Source organism: Polaribacter sp. AHE13PA (assembly GCF_019278505.1).
GTDB lineage: Bacteria > Bacteroidota > Bacteroidia > Flavobacteriales > Flavobacteriaceae > Polaribacter.
Genome location: NZ_CP058985.1, coordinates 1,161,568 through 1,185,308, shown reverse-complemented (window position 1 = coordinate 1,185,308; position 23,741 = coordinate 1,161,568). Strand labels below are relative to the sequence as shown.

Sequence of the window (23,741 nt, the reverse complement as noted above, 5' to 3'; positions counted from 1 at the left end):
TTCCAAAAGGAATAGTACAAGGTTTTTTTATTAGCAAGAAACTGTTTTTTTAGGAAAAAAGGAGGGATGCATAATTAATATTTATTTTATAAGGGATATATTTGTCCTTTATAAAATATACCATATATTTGCGGCATTAAAACTAAGATAATATGTTTTCAAAAACTTGTGAATACGGCTTAAGAGCAGTACTATTTATAGCGCAAGAAACTGCTCATGGTCATAAAGTAAGTATGAGTAAAGTTTCTGATGAAATAAACTCACCACAAGCTTTTACAGCTAAAATTTTACAGCAATTAAAAAGAAATAATATTATAACCTCTGTAAAAGGTCCGTATGGCGGTTTTACTATTACAGAAGACAAAATGGAAACCAAACTAAGTGAAATTGTAAGTGTTTTAGATGGAGATACCATTTACAAAGGTTGCGGTTTAGGTTTAAAACAATGTGATGCAAATTCACCTTGTCCGTTACATTATAAATTTGTTGATATCCGTGAAAACCTAAAAAACATGTTAGAAAACACTTCTATTACATCACTTTTAAATGATATGAATTTAGAAGGTTTCATCTTAAAACGATAAAAATTTAATCAAATAAAAGATATAAAAATCTTTTAATACTTTAATTAAACTTAAACATTATGAAAGCAACATCAATAACAGAAAATTTAATCTACGGAGAAGACAAACCTGCAATAACCGTATTAATTAAAACAGCAACTACAAAAGAGATAAGAATCCTTATGAAAAAAGGGCAACAAATGAAAGAGCACAAAGCACCGTTTCCTATTGTGATAGAAATATTTGAAGGAGCGATAGATTTTGGAGTAGAAGGAGAAAAACAACTATTAAAAAGAGGAGACTTAATTGCGTTAGACGCAAATGTACCTCACGATTTATATTGTAAAGAAGATTGCATAATTAGACTTACAGTTTCAGTTGCAGACAGTGTACAAAGAGTAAAAGACGTAGTATAATTTATTAAAAGAAAAGAGAAATGAAAAAAGTTTGGATCGCATTTACTAGCGTAGTAACCCTTTCCTTTATAGTACTTATTTGGGTAGGAACAGAGGTATATCAAACACAACCACCCATCCCAGAAACCGTTATTATAAAAGAAACCGGAGAAACATTTTTAACCAAAGCAGATATACAAATTGGTCAGAATGTTTGGGAATCTATTGGAGGAATGGAAGTAGGTTCTATTTGGGGCCATGGTAGTTATGTAGCACCCGATTGGTCTGCAGATTGGATACATAAAGAAGCCGTATTTATGTTGAATGCTTGGGCAGAAAAAGATTTTAATTCAACTTACGAAAACTTAGGTGTAGAAAATAAGGCTGCTTTAAAAGCACGATTAATTCAGCATATTAAAACAAATACCTATAATGCTAAAACAGGTAGCATTACCATTTCTAAAGATCGTTATGCGGCTATATTAGAAAATTACAAACATTATACAGACATTTTTTCTAATGGATATGAAAAATATGCAATTCCTAAAGGGGCTTTAGTAGACACTACAAAATTAGCACAATTAAATGCTTTTTTATTCTGGACTTCTTGGGCAGCAAGTACCAACAGACCAGAGAAAGATTATACGTATACATCTAATTGGCCTCACGAACCTTTAATTGACAATACAATTACGCCAGACTCTCAAATATGGTCTGGGTTTTCTATTGTTCTTTTACTTTTATTTATCGGAGGGTTAACGTATTACTACATTCGTAATCATGAAAAAGGAGAAGCTGTAAAACACCCAGACAAAGATCCTTTAGATGCTTTAGTGCTTTCTAGATCTCAAAAAGCAGTATTAAAATACTTTATTGTAATTTCATTATTAATTGCCTTACAAGTTGTTTTAGGGGCTTTAACAGTGCATTATACCGTAGAAGGTCAAGCGTTTTTTGGTTTTGATTTATCTAGTTTTCTTCCATATTCTATTACCAGAACTTGGCATACACAATTGGCTGTCTTTTGGATTGCTGCAACGTGGTTAGCAACAGGATTATTTTTAGCACCAATGATTAGTGGTAAAGATATGAAGTATCAAGTATTCGGAATCAATTTTCTATTCATAGCGTTATTACTTATTGTATTGGGTTCTATGATGGGTGAGTGGTTAGGTGTGCATCAATTTTTAGATTTAACAACCAATTTCTTCTTTGGTCATCAAGGATATGAGTACATGGATTTAGGTAGGTTTTGGCAAATATTCTTAGGTGTCGGTTTGGTTTTATGGGTACTTATGGTAGGTAGACACGTAGTGTTTGCTATCAAGAAAAATGATGATTCTAAACATTTATTAATCATTCTTTTAATATCTGTTATTGCCATTGGTATGTTTTTCTTCTCCGGATTAATGTATGGAGAAAACAGTAGTTTACCAGTAATTAACTATTGGAGATGGTGGCTTGTACACCTTTGGGTAGAAGGTTTCTTTGAGGTTTTTGCAACTGTAGTTATTGCTTTTATTTTCTTAAGAATGAAAATTTTATCAGCAAAAACTGCAGGAAAAGCTTCTATTGCTTCTGCAACCATATTTTTAGCAGGTGGAATTATTGGAACTTTACACCATTTATACTATTCTGGAACACCCGTGCAAGCCATTGCTTTAGGTGCAACCTTTAGTGCTTTAGAAGTAGTGCCGTTAACTTTAATGGGATTTGAAATTCGTGAAAATTGGAATCTTTTAAAATCTAACGAATGGATTCAGAAATACAAATGGCCTATATTTTTCTTTATTGCTGTAGCATTTTGGAACATGGTAGGAGCAGGTGTATTTGGTTTCTTAATTAACCCACCAATTGCATTATATTATATTCAGGGATTAAATACCACAGCAGTACACGCACATACTTCTTTATTTGGTGTTTATGGATTGTTAGGTATGGGGTTCATTATTATCTGTTTGCGTTTTTATTCAGACAGAGTATGGAGTTCTGTAAAATTAAAAAGAGCTTTTTGGTTTTTAAATATTGGTTTAATAGCTATGGTCTTTTTAAGCATGTTACCTATAGGAATTATACAGGCATACACATCAATTACAAAAGGATATTCTTTTGCAAGAGATGCAGAATTATTGTATTCTCCAACAGTACAAACCTTAAAATGGATGCGTATGATTGGTGACGTTATTTTTTCTGTAGGTATCTTTTATTTTTGTTGGTTTACCATACAAGAAACCATTTATTGTATCAAAAAGAAAAATTAATTTTTAAATTAATATAGAATCAGCATAGGCCTTTCATAGGTTTGTGCTGATTTAATTTTTTATAAAATGAAAGAAATAGAAAACAGAGCAGATATAAATATATTGGTCATTACTTTTTATAATGAAGTTAGAAAAGATGCTTTATTAGGTCCTATATTTAATCATCATTTAAAAGCAGAACAATGGCCTCCACATTTAGAAAAATTAACCGATTTTTGGGTGACGGCATTATTGGGTGATGTTTGCTTTAAAGGAAACCCTACAAAAGCACATTTAAAAGTCGATAAACATTTAAAGCATACCATGAGTCAGGAACATTTTGGACAATGGTTACAGATTTGGTTTCAAACAATCGATTCTTTATACGTTGGAGATGTAGCACAAAGAGCCAAAGATGCGTCTAGAAGAATGGCAACAGGCCAGTATTTAAATGTTTGGAAAAGTAGAGAAGTGTAATCTCTTGTGCAGTTAGAAGCGCTTAAACACTAATACTTCTGTTTTTTATTGATATAATTAAGATCTAAGGTTCAAAAACTGAAATTCGTGTTTATTTTTATTTTTGATAATATTTAATTATGATAGCCTTTAAAATCTAAAAAAACGAAACCTATTTTAAAAAAGTAATTAAGTGACAAATGTCAGTAAGTCTATATTAGAATTTATATAGTTTTGCTGCTTGTAAAGTGTTTGAACATTAATTGCATCAAACAATTATTAAACAAATTATGAAAGTAATAAGACTTCTTTTAATTTTAACATTATTATCCAATTTTAGCTACGGACAAAGCAATAAACTAAAATTAAATCTCGATGAAACAGGGGAAACCTATATAAAAGCCTCGCTTAGAATGAATTTATGGGCTAGGTATATGGATACTAACCCGGGTACAACCATAAATAATGAAACTGCTAACAATGTGTTTGATGTCTCTATAAGGAGATTAAGAATGGGAGTTTCTGCACAATTAACACCTAAATTATATGTATACTCTTTGTTTGGTGGTAATAATATGAATAGCAAATCTGAAAAAGATTTTAAATTTGGTGTTTTAGATTTGTATGCCGAATATGAGTTTGCAAAGGAATTTGCTTTAGGTTTTGGAGAATCTGGTTGGGATGGTTTAAACCGTTGGAATGTAAGAAGTAGTGCTAATTTAATGGCTATTGATGCTCCTCTGTATTCTCTACTAACAGTAAATAAAAATGATGATATTGCTCGTGGATTAGGTATTTGGGCTAAAGGACAAATACATAAGTTTGATTATATTCTATCTTTAAAAGACCCTATTCAATATGGAGTAGCAGCAACGGAAGGTAAAGTAGACTATGCAATTAATAAACCAAGAAAAAGAATTTCTGGTTATGTAAAATATGAGTTTTTAGATAATGAAAGTTACAAATCTGCCTACAGCGGAGGAGCAGGAACTTATTTAGGAACAAAAAACATTTTAAATCTAGGTGCTGGTTTTATGAATCAACCTAAAATGACTTCGCAGCTTGTAAATGGTATCGAAAAATATTACGATTTTAAAAATTGGGCAGTAGATGTGTTTTATGATGCTCCTTTAAATAAAGAAAAAGGAACTGCTATTACTACTTATTTAGGATACAATCATAATGATTTTGGCCCTAATTATGTTAGAAACGTTGGTGCCAATGATATTACTTCAGGAGGGACCTCTTTTAATGGAAGTGGTAACGATTTCCCGATGATGGGAACCGGAAATACTACCTTTTTTCAATTAGGTTATTTATTAGCAAAGGGTAAAAAAAGTTATCAATTACAACCTAATATTGCCATACAATATTCAGATTTTGATGCCTTAGATGATACCATGGTGGTGTATGATTTAGGAGTAAACTGTTTCTTTAAAGGGCACAGTAATAAATTAAGTTTAGGATATCAAAATAGACCTGTTTATCAAAATATAAATAATCAAATAAAAGTAGATGAACGTAAAGGTATGTTGGTATTGCAGTACCAAATAATAGTAAACTAAAAACGATAGTTGTCGAGTTTATTATTTTTCAACCAAACTTTCTAGTGCATAAAACAAACGATTTGCCGCATTTTCTTGCGACCCGAAAATAGAACGATATAATTCTCCTTTTTCTGTAATTAACAACCATTGTGGTGTTCCTTCTGCTTTAAATTGATCATAAACTTTGTGGTTTTTATCAATATAAATAGGAAATGGATTCTCTCCACTTGTAAAAATACTTTTAATATTGGCTTTTGTTCCTTCTCTATTTGGAAAATCGGCATGAATGCCAGCAACTTGAATGGTTGGATATTTTTGCTGAAATTCATACGCCAACGGAATGGCACGCCCCGTGCAGCCTAAACAATCGTTGTTATAAATTATCAATAGTAAAACTTTATTTTGATAAGCAGTTATTAAATCTACAGCATTACCTTCTAAATCTAAAACAGGGATTGATTTTATAAAACTATGCATCTATATTTTTGGTTTTAAGAGTGATATACAAATTTAAGGTTTCATTATGTATATTAACAAAATATTCCCTTAAAAACGTACTGCTTTCTGTAATTTTGTACCCCTCAAAACGACTTTATATTTTAGATATAATTATTGATTTTAAATACTTATGAAAACTCAAAATACCGCATATTCCATTTTAGATTTTGCTTTAGTTTCTAAAGGAAATACTTTAAAAGATACTTTTAACAATGTACGAGAACTTGCACAAAATGCCGAAACATCATTGAGAAGTACTTTGAATTCAAAGTCTACTTCATTATAATTTTTTTGATAGTAGGAGGGGAGGGTAATATGTATAAGTGATCATAGTTAACCTGAAAGTAGTGGGTTACAGCTTCGTTTTAGATAAAGAAAGAAATGTAAATAGTAATTGATATTTTTTATTTAAATTATTCTTAAGAATCTTAAAACCTTGTGTGAGATGTCCTTCTACGGTTTTTATTGAAATACCAAGATAATTTGCAATCTCTATATTACTTAAACCTTCTTTTTTACTCATAACTAAAACCTGCTTACACTTTTTAGGAAGTACTTCTATTTCTTTTTCAAGTAATTCTAGTTTTCTGTTTAGGTTTTCATCGTATTCTTGCTGTATAACATCTGTTAATGTATCAGAAAAAGTCTTCTCAATAGCAAAAGTTTCTTTTTTATACTTTTTTATGTGGTCTAAATATTTGTACTTAATAGATTTATAAAGCCAACCTTTTAATACCGTATTTGTGCTTAGGCTCTCTCTTTTCTCCCATAATTTAAAGCATACATCTTGTATTAAGTCTTTTGCTAAAAACTCATCACGACAAAGGCTTTTAGCGTATATGTATATTTCATTATAGTACAAGTCTATTACTTTCATAAACATTTTTTTATCGCCATTTCGAATTGCGATTAATTCAATGTTATTGCTTTTTTTGCTTGTATTTTTATTGTATTCTTTCATAAAAGATTCAATATTACTAATAAATTTCAAAAAAAACCAAGGGTTTGATAAAAACTAATCGTTTCACTAATAAGTATTCGGGATTCCGTAATTAATAATTATGAAAAATAAAAATATTTCAAAAATCATTGCTAGTTTTTTAGAAAATAGGGCAACAGCCGAAGATATTAAAAAACTGACCAAATGGGCTAAGAGAAATCCTACTTCTTATAAAGATTATGTAGAAGTACATTATTTGCTTACAAGAGATATGGATAATGGTAAGACTGAAACGTTTAAGAAAGAATTGCTTTCTAAATTAGAGAACCATACAAAACCAAAAAAGAAACATAAAATTACTTGGTTTAAATATGCTGCAATTTTTGTAGGTGTTTTAACATGTGCTACCTATTTGTTTTTACAAACATCAGATATAGATAAAAGTGTAAATAATGATGTTACAATTACTTTTAATAACGGAGTAAAAGAGATTTTAAATGAAAAAAATTCTAGTGTTATTTCTAATTCTGATAAATATATAGCAAAACAAGAAGGGACAAAAATTACATATAATAAACAAGATATTGATAAAAACGATAGTGCAGAACCTTTAGTTTACAATACGGTAAATGTGCCTTATGGTAAAAAGTTTCAAGTTGTTTTATCTGATGGTACAGAAGTGTTTCTTAACTCAGGATCAACTTTTACGTATCCAACCGCATTTTATAGTACAGGAGAAAGAAAGGTAGAATTAATTGGAGAAGCTTATTTCTCCGTAAAATCAGATTCTTTAAGACCGTTTATGGTAAAGTCAAAAATGTTAAAGACAAAGGTTTTGGGAACTCAGTTTAATTTTTCTAGTTATCCAGACGATGAAATTGCACACGTTGTTTTAGTAGAAGGGCGTATCGCTGTAAAAAAAGTAGGAGATCCGATATCTTCGTTTGTGTTTTTAGAACCAAATCAAAAGGCATCTTACAGCAATTCTAAGAAAGATTTAATTGTAGAAAATGTTGATGTTAATAAATATATTTCATGGAAAGAAGGGGTTTTATTTTTTAAAAATGAAGACTTTTTTCATATCACTAAGAAATTAGAAAGACATTATTCTGTAAAAATAGAAATTAAAGAGGATTCATTAAAAACAGAAAAATTTACAGGTCGTTTTAAAACGGAAAGTATTGAAGAAGTGTTAGAAGGTTTTCAAAGAATCAAAAAATTTGAATACACTTTAAAAGACAAAAAAATAATATTAACTCAAAAAAGCAAATAATACATGAAATAACATTTAGTAACAACCTAAAAGAGTTATAAATATAACTATAAAACTCTTTAATAACGAAAAAATCAATTATTAAAACAAACTTAAAATATGAAAAACTCACTATGCAGAAACTTTTTTAAAAGTAAAATAGATCTGAAAATGAAAATAACCATCTTATTTTTATTTGCTAGCTTATTTAAAGTTAACGCAGAAACAAGCAATACTTTACAATCGATTTCTATGAAAATGGAAAATGCATCTATAGTAAATATTTTCAATGAGATAGAAAAAAGTACTGATTATAACATCCTTTATAAAGACTCTTCTCTTGATTTGAACAAAAAGATGACCGTTAACGTGGTAGAGGTTGAAATAGGAACTTTAATGGATATTATTTTAAAAGAGAGTAATGTTTCGTTTGAGGTAAGAAGAAAATTAATTGTGCTTATAGAGAAAGAACAAATTTCAGATACTAATAATGAGCAATCTATAAAAGAAATTAAAGCAGATGTTATTAAAGTTACAGGTAATGTTACAGATGAAAGTAATATAACCTTACCCGGTGTTAGTGTTGTTATTAAAGGCTCTAATAAAGGTGTCGTTACAGATTTTGACGGAAATTATACAATAGAAGTTGATAAGGGAAAAACATTAATATTTTCTTATGTAGGTTATGAAAGTAAAGAAGTAATAGTAGGAGAAGAAACAACAATTAATGTTTCTATAAAACCAGGGGTTAATAGCTTAGATGAAGTTATAATTACAGCAATTGGTACAAAACAATTAAAAGATAGATCGGGTGCAACAAGTTCTTCTATTCAATCTGCAAATATTGAAAAATCTGGTGAAACTGGCTTAATTAATTCATTAGCAGGTAAAGCTTCTGGTGTTCGTATTGGTAAATCAAACGGAGATCCAGGTGCAGGATCATCAATTCAAATTCGTGGAGCTAATACCATTCAAGGAGCAAGTCAACCTTTAATTATTTTAGATGGAATTCCTGTTAGTAATGATAATATTGGTAGCGTTAGTGTAAGTCAGCAATCTCGTTTAGACGATATTAATCCTAAAGATATTGAGTCTGTTCAAATTTTAAAAGGTGCGTCTGCAGCAGCACTTTGGGGCTCTAGAGCTGCAAATGGAGTTATAATGATAACTACAAAAAATGGTAAATTAAATAAGAAACCTTCGGTACAATATTCTTTTTCTCAATCTTATGATGATATTAGTGTACGTACTCAACTTCAAGATAAATACGGGCAAGGTAGAAATGGAGTCTATAGTACTTCTTATGGAGAATCATGGGGAGATAAAATAGCAGATCGTTCTGGTGAAGCAGACGTTGTTGATACCTCAGGAGCCTCTTTTACATCAAATACTTCTGGCCAACAATATTATTCTGTAATTTCTAAAAATTCTAAAGAAACTTTTAAAGACAGTAATTATGATCAAGTTTTTCAAACAGGAGCTTATTCTCAACATAATATTTCTGTAAATGGTGGTGGGCAAGCTGGTTCTTACTTTTTTAGTTACGAAAATTTAGATCAAGAAGGAATTATTAAAAATTACGATTATAAAAGACAAAATATTAGATTAAACACTAAGTTTAAAATTACAGATTGGCTAGCTTGGAATAATAGAGTTTCTTATACAAATACTACTTCTAACAGAATTGTGCAAGCAGGAGAAAATACAAATGGAGTTTTATTAGGGCTTCTAAGAGCTTCTCCAGATTTTGATATTTCTGATTATAAAGGAACTTACACTGATACTAGCGGAGATATCTATACAAATAGACAACGTTCTTATAGAAGACATCTAGGGCAATCAGAAAATCCAATTTATAACAATCCATTATGGACACTTAACGAGCAAAAAGCGCCAAGTGATGTAAATCGTTTTATAGTAAATCCAGAGTTAACGATTGATCCTGTAGATTGGTTAAAAGTTATTTTAAGAGGTGGTATGGATTATTATAATGATACAAGAAGTGAGTTTTACCCCATAGGATCTGCAAGTGGTACAAGAAGTGGTGGTTATTGGGCTCAAACAGATATTACTAATAAAGAAATTAATTTTGATGGAATTGCGATAGCAACTTATGATTTTAGTGAAGATTTAGGGGTGTCTGGCACTTTCGGTTTTAACTACAATAACAGAGATAGAATTGTTAATTACAATAATTTAAGTCCTTTTGCAGTGGATTCAGATTTAACAACGACAGATTTAAATCCAGATCAATCAGCATCATATTGGGACAGAACTTTAACTGAAATTAGTTCTAATCGTGGTTACGGAATTGTAGGGTTAAGTTTATATAAACAATTGTTTATCAATTTTTCTGGAGCTTTAGAAGCATCTTCTACAATTAAGGGGAGCTTTTTTTACCCATCTGTCGATATGGCATGGCAATTTAGTGATTTGATAGATTCTAACTTTTTTAGTTTTGGAAAATTTAGAACATCATGGGGTAAAGTAGGTATACAACCATCACCTTATAAATTTGAAACTTTAGCAACTACAGGTTTTTCTTCTTTTGGTGGAGCTTTTATGGTAGATTCGGAAAAAGGAAACTTAGACTTAAAACCAGAGATTAAAACAGAATGGGAAGTTGGAGCAGATTTAAGATTTTTTCAAAACAAAGTATCATTAGGCGTTACTTATTATAGCAATGAAACAAAAGATATTTTATTTGCAGTAAAAGCGAACCCTAGTTCTGGTTTCAACTATAATTATAAAAATGCAGCTATTATAGAAAACAAAGGTTTAGAAATAGATCTTACAGGTAAAATAATTAATACAGATGATTTTAAGTTATCATTAAACACAAATTATAACCACAATAAAAATGTTGTAGTTGATATTGCAGGGGCAGAAACGGTAGATATTGGAGGAACGTCTAAAGCTGTAAAAGGATATGCTATGAGTTCTTTTTACTTACCAGGAACACTTAGAAATGATGATAATAGTTTAGACCTAGATGCTAATGGTTTTCCGCAATTAGATACACAAAGTAGAGTGTTAGGTGACCCAAATGCTGATTGGCGTGGTGGACTAGGTTTGAATTTACAATATAAAAACTTTGATTTTAGTCTTTTATTTGAGCATTCTCAAGGAGGTGATTATATTAACCGTACTAACATTGTTCTTTATGGTTTTGGTAATCATGCAAATGTAGCTAACGAGGTTACTTTAACAGAAAACCTTGTAAACGTAAATGGAGAAGTTTTTACAGCAGGTACAACAGTAAGAGGTAATATAGAAAACTTTGGAAATGGAGATGTATTATTAGATGAATCTTGGTATCGAGGAATTGGTGGGGGATTAGGTTTTAATAAAACTAATGATCTTTATATAGAAGATGCTACTTGGACAAAATTACGTAATGTAACTCTTGGTTATACTTTATCTAATGTTAAGCTTAGTAAAAAAATGGCTTTTGAATCTTTAAGATTTTCTGTTACAGGTCGTGATTTGATTTTATGGACAGGTATTCAGGATGTAGATCCAGAAACTAACAATTACGGAGTTAGTAATGCATTTGGAATGAACTATTTCAATAATCCTGGAACTAGATCTGTTTTATTTAATATTCAAGCTAATTTTTAAAACCTTATTATTATGAAATCAACACACACAATATTTCTATTAATTTTTACAGCCTTTGTATTTATGGGGTGTGAAAAATTAGTTGACGATTTAAATGAAAATCCAAATCAATTAACATTGGATGATATAGATGCAGGTCTTTTCTTAAATGGGGCGGAATTATCTAATATAAGTATTCAATTAGGTTCTTACAGTAGAATGGCAGGTTATTGGTCTGGACAATTAGTAGGTTTTGAACAAACTGAATTTGAACGTTATCAATACAGTGTTACTAGCAGTACATTCGATTGGGATGGTTACCAAAGTGTATTAACACCTTTAAGAGAAATTCAAGAAAGAACAATAGATAATCCTTTGTTATTAGGTATTTCTAAAGTAATAGAAGCCCATTTAGTTGGTACTTATGCTTCTTTATTTGGAGATATTCCTTATTCTGAAGCTTTAACAGATATTGAAAATCCAATATTTGATAAACAAACAGTTGTTTTTGCACAATTACAACTTCTTTTAGATGATGCAATTACAGAGCTTGAAAATGCAGAAGGTTATGGTGTTTTAGAGGATTTTATTTTTAATGGTGATCGTCAAAAATGGTTAGAATCTGCCTGGACCCTTAAAGGACGTTATTATACACATACAAAAGAGTATAGTTTGGCTTATAATGCTGCTTCAAATGGAATTTCATCTAGTGCTAATAATATGATGTTTAATCCGCTAGATATTACAGGAGAAAATAGTACGAAAAATAAATATTATATTTTACTAGAAGCAGGTCCATATACAGGTACAAGTGGTAGTTATTTAGAACAATTGTTAGATGAAACAAGTAGTGTTTCCCGTAACAATTCTAAAACAGATGAAACAGCAAGATTAAAATATTACACTATAGACCAAACAAGTGGAGATGCTAACCTTGGTATAGCTCATGAATTAGAACCTCAACCAATGATTACTTATAGAGAAAACCTTCTAATTTTAGCTGAATCAGGATTAAGAACAAACGGTTTTTCTACAGGTCTAGAGCATTTAAATGAATTACGTACTTTTTTAAATACGGGTAGTTTTTTAAATGATAATTTTTCTTCAGAATCTTATGCTTATGAAGTTTATATCACAGAAGATTTTAATGCAGGTGGAATTGAGAACCTAGATAGTATAGATACAGATAGTGCTTTATTAAGAGAAATTATAGAAGAAAGATATGTTTCTGGTTTTACAACTTTTATGGCTTTTGATGATACACGAAGATTACAAAAATCTGATTCTGATATCGATGTTCCATTTGCTTTAAATGTAGCTACAAGTACACAAAATGTAGAACGCATGTTGTACCCAGAAGATGAAATCCTATCGAATACAATGGCTCCGTCAGATCCAGGTTTATATGAAGCTACAGAGGTAAATCAATAATATTAAACATCTAATATGAAAACCAATAAACAAATTAAGAAACTATATTTTACTAAGTATATTGCATTATGTTTATTTACTTCCACTGCATTTTTACAAATGCAGTGTAGTAGTAAAAAGGTAGTTTCAGAAAATAAAGAAACTGTTGCTGTAAAAGATGTTTTCGATCCTTCTTGGATAGAAACCACCCAAGGTAATATTCCTTTAGTGATAAGTGCTCCTCATGGAGGACGAATTTCTCCTGATGAAATCTCGGATCGTATATGTGGTACAAAAGAAAAAGATGATAATACTAATTTATTAGCATATCAGATAAGTGAAGCTTTTGAAAAACAAGGTAAAAAACCATTTTTAATTGTTTCTCAAATTGCAAGAGCAAAAATTGACTTGAATAGAGATATGGAAGTTGCTACTTGTAAAAACCCTTTAATGTATTCTACTTGGAAACAGTATCATAAATATATAGAAGAGGCGCTTGATAAAGCGATAGAAAAATATGGTTATGCTCTTTATATAGATTTACATGGTCAAAGTCACCCTGTAAAAAGATTAGAATTAGGTTATCAATTACGTAAATCAGATTTAGAGAAAAATAGTAAAGGAAAAAGTGGTTCAGAATTAAATGCTAAATCATCTCTTAATAATTTATTGAATTTAACTGGTAACAGTAAATCTCTTAAAGAACTAATGACAGGAGAAAATGCTTTAGGTACTTATTTCGAATCTAACGGATTTCCTGCAGTGCCTAGTTTACAAGATCCATATCCAAAATCTGATGAAGCTTACTTTACAGGAGGTTATAATACAAGAAGGTATACTTCTAAAGAACACCCAAAAGTCTTTGGATTACAAATAGAAGCTAATTATAAAGTTCGTGCTTCTGAAGAAAATAGAGAAAAATTTTCTGAAGGATTTGTAAAGTCAATAACAAGTTATTTAGAGTTTGTAGAAACACAAATCAATTAAATTAAAATTGACTCTTTGTCAATTTTAAAATTAAATAAAACCTGCCTTTATCGATATTTTAAATCTAAAAGGTGGGTTTTGTTTTTAATAAAGTTATAAATAGTAATTCTTAATACACTTAAAATGAACAATAAAACAGTTTATAGGTTTCTTATGCTATTGGGTATTTTACTTTGTGTAAAACAAGGTTATAGTCAAGAAACGTTCCCTAAAAATGATGTTACAGATGCCAGACCACAAAATGTAGCGTTTACAAATGCTACTATTGTAGTAGATCCATCAACTAAAATAAATAATGCAATTTTATTAATTAAAGATGGAATTATAGAAGCTGTACTTAACGATGGAAATGTTCCTGAAGGTTATACGCAAATAGATGTTAGTGGTAAATATCTCTATCCATCATTTATAGATATGTTTAGCACATATGGACAACCAGAAGTTGTTGTTCCTAAAAAAGTAAATCCATTTATAAAAAGAGAACAAATACAATCGAGTATTAAAGGACCTTATAATGCAAACGAAGCTATTAAAGCTGATTATAACGGAACAGAACATTTTAGTGTTGATGAAAAACGTGCGGTAAAATTAAGAGCACAAGGTTTTGGTACTGTGGCAAGCATGAAACCAGACGGAATTGCAAGAGGTACAGCAACATTTGTAGCGCTTGGTAATGATAACGATAATAACATGACCTTAAAGAGTAAAGTTGCGAGTCATTATTCTTTTGATAAAGGAAGTTCTACACAAGATTATCCTATTTCTCCAATGGGATCTATTTCTTTATTAAGACAAACTTTTTATGATGCGGAATGGTATGCATTAAATACTTCTCGTTCTTTTTCTGACCTTGGTTTAGAAGCTATTGAAATCAATAAAAATTTACCTCAAATTTTTGAAGCCAAAGATTGGTTAACAGATATTCAAGTAAATAAAATAGGAGTGGAGTTTGATATTAAGTTTATTATTAAAGGAGGAGGTAATGAATACCAACGTATAGAAGAAATTAAACAATTAAATTCTCCTTTAGTTATTCCTATCAATTTTCCATCATCATATAATGTTTCAGATCCAGTAATTACAGACAAAATAACATTGGCAGATTTAAAACATTGGGAGCTTGCACCTTCTAATCCGGCTAGTTTAGAAAAAAACGGAATTCCGTTTGCTTTAACAACATATCCTCAAGAAAATCCATTACATTTTTTAGAAAACTTAAGAAAAGCAGTTTCTTTTGGCTTAACGAAAGAAAAAGCACTTTCTAGTTTAACTACAACACCTGCCAAACTTTTAAAAGTAGAAGAAATAGTAGGAACATTATCAAAAGGAAAATTAGCGAATTTTATTATTTCTGATGGAGATATTTTAGAAAACGGAACATTGTTATTAGAAAATTGGATAAAAGGGAAACCTTATATTATTCAAGAAAGTATTAATAAAACGATAGCTGGTTCGTATTCTTTAAAAGTTGGTGATTTTAGTACAACGTTAAATATTGATGTTCATAAAGGGAAATATGTGACAACAATTATTTCTTCGGATGGATCAGAAAAAAAGGCTGATTTTAAAATGGATGGAGAACTTTCTGTTTTAAAGTTTAATGATAATCAATCTCAATTTAATTTAAAAGGTTGGAATGTAATTGAAAAGGATATTGATGTTTTTAAAGGTATAGGTTTATTAAATTTTAAAGACGAAATAGCTTGGACTGCAGTAAAAATTAAAGACGAAAAAATAACAGATAAAAAAACTAATCAGACAAATAATACAAACTTAGGTGATGTGTATTATCCTTTTTTAGCTTTTGGAGATACAAGTAAAACAACATCAGAAAAAATATTAATTACCAATGTAACTATTTGGACTAATGAAGATGTTGGTATATTAAAAAATACAAATGTTTTATTAGAAGATGGTAAAATATCAAAAATAGGAAAAGATTTAGTAGCTAAAAATGCTACTATTATTGACGGAAAAGGCAAACATCTTACTCCAGGAATTATAGATGAACATTCTCATATAGCATTAAGAGGTGTTAATGAAATTGCTCCGAATTCTAGTATGGTTCGTATGGAAGATGTTGTAGATTCCGAAGATCCTGGTATTTATAGAGCTTTAGCTGGTGGAGTTGTAGTCGCACATTTATTGCATGGTTCTTCAGACCCTATTGGTGGTCAATCTGCTATTATCAAACTAAAATGGGGAGAATCTCCAGATGGATTAATTATAAAAAACACAGATAAATTTATAAAATTTGCTTTAGGAGAAAATCCAAAAAGATCAAAAAGTAAACCTTCTATTCGTTTTCCAAGAAGTTTAATGGGAATGGAACAATTTTATACAGATGCATTTACAGAAGCTCTTTATTACAAACAAAATTGGGACACTTATAATAACTTAAGTAAGAATAATAAAGCTAAAACTATTAAACCTAGAAAAAACTTAGTACACGATGCAATGTTAGAGGTTATTGAAGAAGAAAGATTTATTTCATCACACTCCTATCAACAAAAAGAAATGTTAATGCTGATGGATGTTGCAGAACGATTCGATTTTAGAATTAACACATTTACGCATGCTTTAGAAGGATATCGTATTGCAGATAAAATGAAAGAGCATGGTGTTGGTGGTAGTACTTTTTCTGATCGATGGAATTTTAAATGGGAAACAAGAAATGCAATTCCTTATAATGCCACAATAATGAATAATGTTGGTGTTGTTACAGCTATTAATTCAGATAGTGGAGAAACTATTAGACATTTAAATCATGAAGCATCTAAAGCCATAAAATACGGTAAGACTTCTCAAGAAGATGCCTTAAAAATGGTAACATTAAATCCTGCAAAATTATTGCATTTAGATGATACAATGGGAAGCATAAAAATAGGGAAATCTGCAGATGTAGTATTATGGTCTGGACCACCTTTATCTATTTACTCTAAAGCCGAAAAAACAATTATTGAAGGCGCTATTTATTTTGATATCGAAAAGGATAAAAAACTAAGAAAAGTTATGCGAGAAGAAAGAGCTAGAATTCTAAGTAAAATGTCTGGATTAGGAAATATTGGTGTAAATCCAACAAAAATATCGAAAGAAAGAATAGAGTTTGATTGTGAATACATTCAAATGGGAAATTAATTTAAATATTAAAAACGATGAAAACATATAAAATTTTTACAATATTAATATCAATTATGTCCCTTTCATTTTCTAATAATTTGTTAGGACAATGGATGCCGAATGTTTCAAAACCACAAAAAGAAGCTATTTTACTTTCAGGCGGAACGATACATACAGGAGATGGTCTTGTTCTAGAAAATACTGCAGTTGGTTTTAACCAAGGTAAGATTACTTATATAGGGAAAGAAGAGGATTTAGATAAAGAATCTTATAACGTTATAGACATCTCTGGGCAGCATGTTTATCCTGGTTTTATACTTTTAAATTCTACAATTGGTATTCAAGAAATAAGTGCCGTTCCGCATTCTAATGATGTTTTAGAAGAAGGCGATTTTAATCCTAATTTAAAAACGGTATATGCTTTTGATACAGGTTCTACGTATATACCAACTTTACGTTTTAATGGTATTTTGTATGTAGAATCTATAAGATCTAGTGGTGTTATATCTGGTACTTCTTCTGTAATGGAAATGGATGGTTGGAATTGGCAAGATGCTGTATTTAAAAAGGAAGCTGCGGTACATCTTCATTGGCCATCTTCTCTTAAAGCGGTAGTTGATAAAAAGACAAATACACGTCAAATGTTACCAAATTCTGCTTATAAAATACAGAGACAAAAACTAGAAAATTTATTTAGTGCATCTAAAACTTATTTAGCATCAAAAGATAAAAGAGTCAATTTAAAATTAGAAGCTTTAGAAGGTTTATATCTTGGTGAAAAAGCATTAGTAATTCATGCCAATGAACCTAAAGAAATTATTGAAGGAATTATGTTTGCTCAAAAATTCGGAGTTAAAAATATTGCTTTAGAAGCTTCTGAAGCTACATTAAAAGTTAAGCAATTTTTAAAGAAAAACGAAATTCCTGTAATACTTCCGCCTACTTATAATTTACCAAGATCATCAGACTTAGATTATGATACTTATTATAAGTTGCCAAGTTTATTAATGAAAGAAGGTATTGTAGTTGCATTAAATCATTCTGGATCATTATCAAATGCTATGAACTTGCCTTTTTATGCAGGTACAGCTGCGGCTTTTGGATTAACGAAAGAAGAAGCACTTAAGACAATCACATTAAATCCTGCTAAAATTCTTGGTATTGATGATCAAATTGGAACCATATCTATTGGTAAAGAGGCAAGTTTATTTGTTTCTAATGGAGATGCACTTGATATTCAGTCTAATTCTTTATCAATAGCATTTATTAGAGGGAAACAATTGAATTTAGACGGTTCACATCAAGAGAATTTTAAAGTTTATTCAGAAAAATATAATCAAAAAAAATAATTTATTTTATGTATTTAAAACTAATTAAAATCGACTTTATTTTTAATTTAATGAAGAAGAAAACACTACTGTTATTTTTCATATTTAGTGTCTGTGTTAGTTACGCTCAGAAAGAAAAATTTAAAGGACAAGGCCCAATAAATATTGTTGCTACAGATTCTAAACCCGTACAAAAACAATGGAAAGGAGAATTTAAATTTTCTGATAACGATGTTACATTTTCTAACGAGTTTGAAGGAGCAAGATTAAACGGAATTACTCAAAATAACGATAGTACATATACAGCTTTAATCACCTCAGAAAATACACCAATAAATATTAGTCCTTGGTATACTTTTAAGGTTTGGTCTAAGAAAAAGCAAACTATAAATCTAATATTAACGTATCAAGAATTGATAAAACATAGGTATTATCCAAAACTTAGTACAGATGGAATAGGTTGGGTAGCATTAGATTCTATGCGTTATACAGCATACAATACAGGTAATACTAAAACATTTGGTAATAGTGCTTTGCCTCTAAAAGTTAAATTACGTTTAGATATAGGACCAGATACTTTATGGGTAGCAGGGCAGGAATTGCAAAATTCAACTTTAGTAAATAGCTGGATAGATAGTTTAACCCAAAAAAAATACGTTACAAAAAGTACCATTGGAAAAAGTACAGAAGGACGAGATTTAAATATGCTTAGTTTAGGTAATACAGATTCTAAAAATAGGATTATGATTATTTCAAGACAACATCCTCCTGAGGTTACAGGGTATCTAGCTATGAAAGCTTTTGTAGAGACGATTGCATCAGATTCTAAATTAGCTAAAAAATTTAGAAATAAATTTGCAACTTATGTAGTACCGCTAATGAATCCTGATGGAGTAGATAATGGTTTTTGGAGACATAATGCTGGCGGAATCGATTTAAACAGAGATTGGGCTAATTTTAATCAGCCAGAAACCCGAGCAGTAAAGGATTTTATGGAAGGTTTGGTAGCCAAAAATAAAGGGAAGTTTTATTTCGGGATTGATTTTCATTCTACTTGGGATGACATTTACTACACTGTAGATCCTAAATTAAAAGGAAATATGCCAAACTTAGTTCCTAATTGGTTGAGTAAAGTAAAGGAAAATATAGAAGGTTACGACCCTAATATAAGTCCGAATGATAAATTGGTTCCAACCACGGTTTCACGAAATTATTTTTTTATAGAACATGGTGCAGAAGCTTTAGTATTTGAAGTTGGAGATAATACGCCTCGTGACTTTCTAAAAGAAAAAGCTGTAATAGGCGCTAACGAACTCATGAAACTAATGTTAGAGAACATTAAAAACAAATAGCATTTACAACTAAAAATAACTACTTATGAGAAAAATACTTTATGCACTTACATTCTTACTAATTTTTACAAATTGTAAACAAGAACAAGAAATTGCTCCCACAGGTTTGGTTACAGAAAAAGCGATGGTTGTTTCTGCACGTGAAGAAGCTTCTAAAATTGGCGCCGAGATTATAAAAAAAGGAGGAAATGCTTTTGATGCTCTGGTAGCAACAGAACTTTCTTTGGCTGTAGCTTATCCATTTGCAGGAAACCTTGGCGGAGGAGGTTTTATGGTGTACAGAAAAAATAATGGTGAAATAGGAGCTCTTGATTATAGAGAAAAAGCACCATTGGCAGCACATAAAGATATGTATTTAGATTCTTTGGGCAACGTCATTCCTAAACTGAGTACTACTGGAGGTACAGCATCTGGAGTTCCTGGAACTGTTGCTGGTGTTATGGCTGTGCATGAAAAATTTGGGAAACTTCCCTTAAATGAAATTATGGAACCGATTATTGCTTTGGCAAAAAAAGGTGTTGTGGTTACCGAAAAACAAGCAAAAAGATTAAAAGGTACACGAAATCGATTTATTGAAGTAAATGGAGAAAGTACCAAATTCGGACAATTATTTAAGGAAGGAGACACTATAAAGTATCCTGAACTGGCTAAGACTTTAGAGATTATTATGACTGAAGGAAAAGATGGTTTTTATAAAGGAAAAGTTGCTCAGAAATTAGCCACATTTATTCAAGAACATGGTGGTTTAATTACAGAAGAAGATATGAGTAAATATGAAGCTAAATGGAGAGAACCTGTTCAATTTAATTATAAGGAATTAAGAATTATCTCAATGAGTCCACCAAGTAGTGGAGGTATTACTATGAATCAAATTTTTAAAATGATGGAACCTTATGATATCTCTAAATTTGGTCATAATTCAGCAAAAACAGTGCAATTATTTACAGAAGCCTCTAGAAGAGCTTATGCTGATAGAAATTATTATTTAGGAGATCCAGATTTTGTTGAAATCCCATATGATATGTTATTGAATGATAATTATCTTAAAAGTAGAATGTCTAGTTTTTCTTTTAACAAAGCTACTTTATCTTCAGAAGTAAGCCATGGTAATGTAGAAATTTACGAAAGTATGGAAACCACTCATTATTCTATTATAGATAATGAAGGAAATGCTATTTCTGCAACAACAACGCTAAATGGAGGTTATGGGTCAAAGTTATATATTGAAGAATTAGGTTTTTTTATGAATAATGAAATGGATGATTTTAGCTCTAAACCAGGAGTTCCAAACATGTTTGGGTTAATTGGTGCTGAAGCCAATAGTATTGCTCCTGAAAAAAGAATGTTAAGTAGTATGACACCTACAATCGTAGAAAAAGATGGTAAGTTGTATATGGTAGTTGGTACACCTGGTGGGTCTACAATTATTACAGCAGTAGCACAGGCAATTTTAAATGTTTATGAATTTAATTTAAGCATGCAAGATGCTGTTAATGCTCCTCGTTTTCATCATCAATGGTTACCAGACCAGGTTATATTTGAACCTAATGGTTTTTCTCCTAATTTAATAGAAAATCTTAAATCTAAAGGCTATATAATTAATGAAAAAAGAACACCAATTATTGGTAAAGTAGATGCTATTAGAGTATTATCTAACGGAGAATTAGAAGGAGGAGCTGATAAACGTGGTGATGATAGCGCTTTTGGATTTTAACTGTTAAACGATCATAAAACTTTGTTGAATTTAATGATTAAGGTATTTTTTTTAAGCAAATTTTTAGAAGTTATTTAAATGTAAGTTTTATCCACAAAAAAAATAATTATAAAGTATAAAAGCGTTGTAGCTACTAAAAGTACAAGTATTAATTTAATCTTTTTTATTTCTGATAAAAAGGTTATTTATTTTATGATATTTTTATAATAAAGGTATTTCATGTTCTGTAATTTTGTACCCCTCAAAACGACTTTATATTTCTGATATAATTATTGATTTTAAATACTTATGAAAACTCAAAATACCGCATATTCCATTTTAGATCTTGCTTTAGTTTCTAAAGGAAATACTTTAAAAGATACTTTTAACAATGTACGAGAACTGGCACAAAATGCCGAAACATTTGGGTATACGCGCTATTGGTTAGCAGAACATCATAATTCTACTAATATTGGTAGTATTGCTACCAGTATTTTAATTGGTTATGCCGCTGAAGGAACAAAGACCATTCGTGTTGGTTCTGGTGGTGTTATGTTGCCTAATCATTCGCCTTTAATTGTGGCCGAACAATTTGGTACGTTAGGTGCTTTGTATCCAAATAGAATAGATTTAGGTTTAGGGAGAGCTCCCGGTACCGACAGAGAAACGGCACAAGCCATTCGATCGGATTTTATGGAAGCAGCGCAACATTTTCCTAGAGAGATAGAAAAAATTCAGACTTATTTTTCTAAAGAAAACGAGCATGCAAAAGTAAGAGCAACTGTTGCAGAAGGAGTAGATGTGCCACTTTATGTTTTAGGTTCTAGCACAGACAGTGCACATTTGGCAGCTAAAAAAGGATTGCCGTATGCATTTGCTAGTCATTTTGCTACTACACATTTATGGAATGCTTTGGCAATTTATAGAGAAGAATTTCAACCTTCGGATGTTTTAGAAAAACCGTATATCATTGCGGGTGTAAATATTATTATTGCAGAAACAGATGAAGAAGCAGCCAATTTATCTACTTCTTTAATTAGAATGATACTTGGTTTGTTTACAGGAAAAAGAGATTTTGTGCAACCACCAACGCCAATGACGGATTATTATAAGGAGATTTTAGAAAATCCACAAGTGCATCAAATGCTAAAATATTCTTTTATAGGAAGTAAAGCAACTGTAAAAGCACAAGTAAAGGAGTTTTTAGCACAAACACAAGCAGACGAATTGATTGCCGTAACTAATATATATGGTATTGATGATAGAATACGCTCTTATAAATTGTTTGCAGAAATTATGAAAGAGTTGAATTCTTAATGAATCAGCAACGAATCAAAGTAATTATCAAATCTCTCATTCTCCGTTCGAGCGCAGTCGAAAACTATTGAATTGCTAACATAGGTTTCGACTCCGCTCAACCAAACATTTTGATTTAAGTCTATAGAATCGTTATTCGAATTTTATGACAATTATCTAACAACGATTGCCGTCGTAATAAATAGCTTATAAGACATTTTAAAAGTATATTTACGTGTATTTTAGAGTTTAAATAAATGATTCCAATACCTATAAATTACAGTGAACAACTTTCTAAACTAAATGTAAACATTCCTATAAACTTAGTGTTATCGGGAGGCGGCATTAAATGTGCTGCACATTTGGCTTTGATAGAAAAAATAGAAGATTTAGGCTTGCAAATAAATGCTATTTCTGGGAGTAGTGGAGGCGCTTTGGTTGCGTCATTATATGCTTCTGGTATTTCTACGCAAGAAATTTTAGAAATCTTTAAAAGAACGAGTCTTTTTAAGTTCTCATTCTTTAGCATGACAAAAGCAGGAATCTTTGATACTTTTTTATTCAAATCGATTATAGAAAATAAAATAAAAGATAAATTTAGAGATTTAAAAATTCCAATTTACATTACTGCCTCTAATATGCAAAGCGGTAAACCTCGTTATTTTAGTAAGGGTAAATTATTAAAACCTGTATTGGCATCTTGTGCGATTCCTGGTATTTTTACACCTATTATCATTAATAAAACCTTGTATTCCGATGGCGGAATTTTAGATAATTTTCCGATAAAACCCTTTCTAAAATCAGGATTACCCATTATAGGAAGTTATGTCGCAGAACCTGCTCCAAAAACGCGCTTACAATTAAATTCTACGTTTAAAGTAATTACACATGCTACTTATTTAAAATCGCATGCTGCAGAAAATTTTAAGTTTGATTTCACAAAAATGACTGTTAGTTTTCCGTTGTCTGAGTATTCTGGATTGGATAATAAAGATTCTGAAAAGATTTATAATATTGGGAAATTGTATTTAGATGGTCTTTAATTTATTCTCTTTTATTTAGCA

At 30.5% G+C, this 23,741-nt stretch carries 18 protein-coding genes; 16 read left to right on the top strand and 2 right to left on the bottom strand.

The window, feature by feature from the left end:
• Positions 1-152: 152 nt before the first annotated feature.
• The 5 genes from H0I28_RS05120 (at position 153) to H0I28_RS05100 (ending at position 5,219) form a co-directional block, all read left to right on the top strand.
• Positions 153-584, top strand: a complete 432-nt coding sequence (locus H0I28_RS05120; RefSeq protein WP_218760811.1) for an Rrf2 family transcriptional regulator — start codon at positions 153-155, stop codon at positions 582-584.
• Between the two features lie 59 nt (positions 585-643).
• Positions 644-979: a cupin domain-containing protein gene (locus H0I28_RS05115; RefSeq protein WP_218730480.1), complete on the top strand. Its 336-nt coding sequence runs from the start codon at positions 644-646 to the stop codon at positions 977-979.
• Between the two features lie 20 nt (positions 980-999).
• Complete coding sequence (locus tag H0I28_RS05110; RefSeq protein ID WP_218760810.1) at positions 1,000-3,219, top strand: nitric-oxide reductase large subunit; 2,220 nt, start codon at positions 1,000-1,002, stop codon at positions 3,217-3,219.
• A gap of 66 nt (positions 3,220-3,285) precedes the next feature.
• Positions 3,286-3,675, top strand: coding sequence for a group III truncated hemoglobin (locus tag H0I28_RS05105; protein ID WP_218760809.1), 390 nt, complete (start codon positions 3,286-3,288; stop codon positions 3,673-3,675).
• A gap of 269 nt (positions 3,676-3,944) precedes the next feature.
• Positions 3,945-5,219, top strand: a complete 1,275-nt coding sequence (locus tag H0I28_RS05100) for a porin (protein ID WP_218760808.1) — start codon at positions 3,945-3,947, stop codon at positions 5,217-5,219.
• A 21-nt stretch (positions 5,220-5,240) separates the two neighbouring features.
• Here the strand turns inward: H0I28_RS05100 and H0I28_RS05095 are convergent, their stop codons facing one another.
• On the bottom strand, positions 5,241-5,678 hold the full coding sequence (locus H0I28_RS05095) for a redoxin domain-containing protein (RefSeq protein ID WP_218753239.1): 438 nt from the start codon (positions 5,676-5,678) through the stop codon (positions 5,241-5,243).
• A 151-nt stretch (positions 5,679-5,829) separates the two neighbouring features.
• Between H0I28_RS05095 and H0I28_RS05090 the strand changes: the two genes are divergently transcribed.
• Positions 5,830-5,985 (top strand): hypothetical protein, encoded by a 156-nt coding sequence (locus tag H0I28_RS05090; protein WP_218760807.1) that lies wholly within the window; start codon positions 5,830-5,832, stop codon positions 5,983-5,985.
• 66 nt (positions 5,986-6,051) lie between these two features.
• On the opposite strand, the gene H0I28_RS05085 is transcribed toward H0I28_RS05090, so the two are convergent.
• Positions 6,052-6,576, bottom strand: coding sequence for an RNA polymerase sigma factor (locus tag H0I28_RS05085; protein WP_218760805.1), 525 nt, complete (start codon positions 6,574-6,576; stop codon positions 6,052-6,054).
• A 184-nt stretch (positions 6,577-6,760) separates the two neighbouring features.
• On the opposite strand from H0I28_RS05085, the gene H0I28_RS05080 reads away from it, so the two are divergent.
• The 10 genes from H0I28_RS05080 to H0I28_RS05035 all read left to right on the top strand — a co-directional run bounded on the left by H0I28_RS05080 (position 6,761) and on the right by H0I28_RS05035 (position 23,720).
• A complete protein-coding gene (locus H0I28_RS05080; protein WP_218760804.1) occupies positions 6,761-7,912 on the top strand; it encodes a FecR family protein in 1,152 nt (383 codons plus the stop codon).
• 150 nt (positions 7,913-8,062) lie between these two features.
• On the top strand, positions 8,063-11,512 hold the full coding sequence (locus H0I28_RS05075) for a SusC/RagA family TonB-linked outer membrane protein (RefSeq protein WP_218760802.1): 3,450 nt from the start codon (positions 8,063-8,065) through the stop codon (positions 11,510-11,512).
• Between the two features lie 12 nt (positions 11,513-11,524).
• Positions 11,525-12,922, top strand: coding sequence for a SusD/RagB family nutrient-binding outer membrane lipoprotein (locus H0I28_RS05070; protein ID WP_218760800.1), 1,398 nt, complete (start codon positions 11,525-11,527; stop codon positions 12,920-12,922).
• Between the two features lie 15 nt (positions 12,923-12,937).
• The gene (locus H0I28_RS05065) at positions 12,938-13,888 is read left to right on the top strand and encodes a hypothetical protein (RefSeq protein ID WP_218760798.1); all 951 of its coding nucleotides are present in this window, start codon (positions 12,938-12,940) and stop codon (positions 13,886-13,888) included.
• A gap of 123 nt (positions 13,889-14,011) precedes the next feature.
• Entirely contained in the window at positions 14,012-17,026 is a 3,015-nt protein-coding gene (locus H0I28_RS05060) for an amidohydrolase family protein (protein ID WP_218760796.1), read from the top strand.
• A 17-nt stretch (positions 17,027-17,043) separates the two neighbouring features.
• On the top strand, positions 17,044-18,357 hold the full coding sequence (locus H0I28_RS05055) for an amidohydrolase family protein (protein WP_218760794.1): 1,314 nt from the start codon (positions 17,044-17,046) through the stop codon (positions 18,355-18,357).
• A gap of 8 nt (positions 18,358-18,365) precedes the next feature.
• On the top strand, positions 18,366-19,688 hold the full coding sequence (locus H0I28_RS05050; protein ID WP_218760792.1) for a M14 family metallopeptidase: 1,323 nt from the start codon (positions 18,366-18,368) through the stop codon (positions 19,686-19,688).
• Between the two features lie 25 nt (positions 19,689-19,713).
• Positions 19,714-21,402, top strand: coding sequence for a gamma-glutamyltransferase (gene ggt / locus H0I28_RS05045; protein WP_218760791.1), 1,689 nt, complete (start codon positions 19,714-19,716; stop codon positions 21,400-21,402).
• 288 nt (positions 21,403-21,690) lie between these two features.
• Positions 21,691-22,698, top strand: a complete 1,008-nt coding sequence (locus tag H0I28_RS05040) for an LLM class flavin-dependent oxidoreductase (RefSeq protein WP_218760790.1) — start codon at positions 21,691-21,693, stop codon at positions 22,696-22,698.
• A gap of 236 nt (positions 22,699-22,934) precedes the next feature.
• Positions 22,935-23,720, top strand: a complete 786-nt coding sequence (locus H0I28_RS05035; protein ID WP_218760789.1) for a patatin-like phospholipase family protein — start codon at positions 22,935-22,937, stop codon at positions 23,718-23,720.
• The last annotated feature ends 21 nt before the right edge of the window (positions 23,721-23,741 follow it).

Bases quoted from the DNA above. Each gene is read 5' to 3' on its own strand.
- H0I28_RS05120 (WP_218760811.1), top strand. From the start codon at position 153: ATGTTTTCAAAAACTTGTGAATACGGCTTAAGAGCAGTACTATTTATA.
- H0I28_RS05115 (WP_218730480.1), top strand. From the start codon at position 644: ATGAAAGCAACATCAATAACAGAAAATTTAATCTACGGAGAAGACAAA.
- H0I28_RS05110 (WP_218760810.1), top strand. From the start codon at position 1,000: ATGAAAAAAGTTTGGATCGCATTTACTAGCGTAGTAACCCTTTCCTTT.
- H0I28_RS05105 (WP_218760809.1), top strand. From the start codon at position 3,286: ATGAAAGAAATAGAAAACAGAGCAGATATAAATATATTGGTCATTACT.
- H0I28_RS05100 (WP_218760808.1), top strand. From the start codon at position 3,945: ATGAAAGTAATAAGACTTCTTTTAATTTTAACATTATTATCCAATTTT.
- H0I28_RS05095 (WP_218753239.1), bottom strand. From the start codon at position 5,678: ATGCATAGTTTTATAAAATCAATCCCTGTTTTAGATTTAGAAGGTAAT.
- H0I28_RS05090 (WP_218760807.1), top strand. From the start codon at position 5,830: ATGAAAACTCAAAATACCGCATATTCCATTTTAGATTTTGCTTTAGTT.
- H0I28_RS05085 (WP_218760805.1), bottom strand. From the start codon at position 6,576: ATGAAAGTAATAGACTTGTACTATAATGAAATATACATATACGCTAAA.
- H0I28_RS05080 (WP_218760804.1), top strand. From the start codon at position 6,761: ATGAAAAATAAAAATATTTCAAAAATCATTGCTAGTTTTTTAGAAAAT.
- H0I28_RS05075 (WP_218760802.1), top strand. From the start codon at position 8,063: ATGAAAATAACCATCTTATTTTTATTTGCTAGCTTATTTAAAGTTAAC.
- H0I28_RS05070 (WP_218760800.1), top strand. From the start codon at position 11,525: ATGAAATCAACACACACAATATTTCTATTAATTTTTACAGCCTTTGTA.
- H0I28_RS05065 (WP_218760798.1), top strand. From the start codon at position 12,938: ATGAAAACCAATAAACAAATTAAGAAACTATATTTTACTAAGTATATT.
- H0I28_RS05060 (WP_218760796.1), top strand. From the start codon at position 14,012: ATGAACAATAAAACAGTTTATAGGTTTCTTATGCTATTGGGTATTTTA.
- H0I28_RS05055 (WP_218760794.1), top strand. From the start codon at position 17,044: ATGAAAACATATAAAATTTTTACAATATTAATATCAATTATGTCCCTT.
- H0I28_RS05050 (WP_218760792.1), top strand. From the start codon at position 18,366: ATGTATTTAAAACTAATTAAAATCGACTTTATTTTTAATTTAATGAAG.
- ggt (WP_218760791.1), top strand. From the start codon at position 19,714: ATGAGAAAAATACTTTATGCACTTACATTCTTACTAATTTTTACAAAT.
- H0I28_RS05040 (WP_218760790.1), top strand. From the start codon at position 21,691: ATGAAAACTCAAAATACCGCATATTCCATTTTAGATCTTGCTTTAGTT.
- H0I28_RS05035 (WP_218760789.1), top strand. From the start codon at position 22,935: ATGATTCCAATACCTATAAATTACAGTGAACAACTTTCTAAACTAAAT.